This is a genomic window from Mesorhizobium sp. WSM4829 (assembly GCF_055811475.1).
This window is the reverse complement of sequence record NZ_JBVVQJ010000184.1, coordinates 1-231: the sequence shown is the minus strand read 5'-3', so window position 1 is coordinate 231 and position 231 is coordinate 1. Positions and strand designations below refer to the sequence as shown.

Here is a 231-nt window from a genome sequence, read left to right as displayed (position 1 = left end):
CCCCCCCTCCCCCCCCCCCCCCCGCGCGCCGCCCACCCCCCCCCCCCCTCCCCCCCCCCCCCCCCGCTCGTTCTGCTCCCCGCCCATAAAAACAAAAACCCCCCCCCCCCCCCCCCCCCCCCTTTTTTTTGTCCCCCCCACGCGCCGCCCCCCCCGTCCCCCGCCCCACCCCCACTGGTGGGGGCCCCCGCCCCCCGGGGCCCTGCTCCCCCCGCCCCCCGCAACATGTGC

General features: G+C 81.8%; 1 protein-coding gene. It reads left to right on the top strand.

Annotated elements, in window-relative coordinates:
* The coding region (locus tag AC0L17_RS34780) for a hypothetical protein (protein WP_473519034.1) at nt 1–231 on the top strand (231 nt) is incomplete at both ends.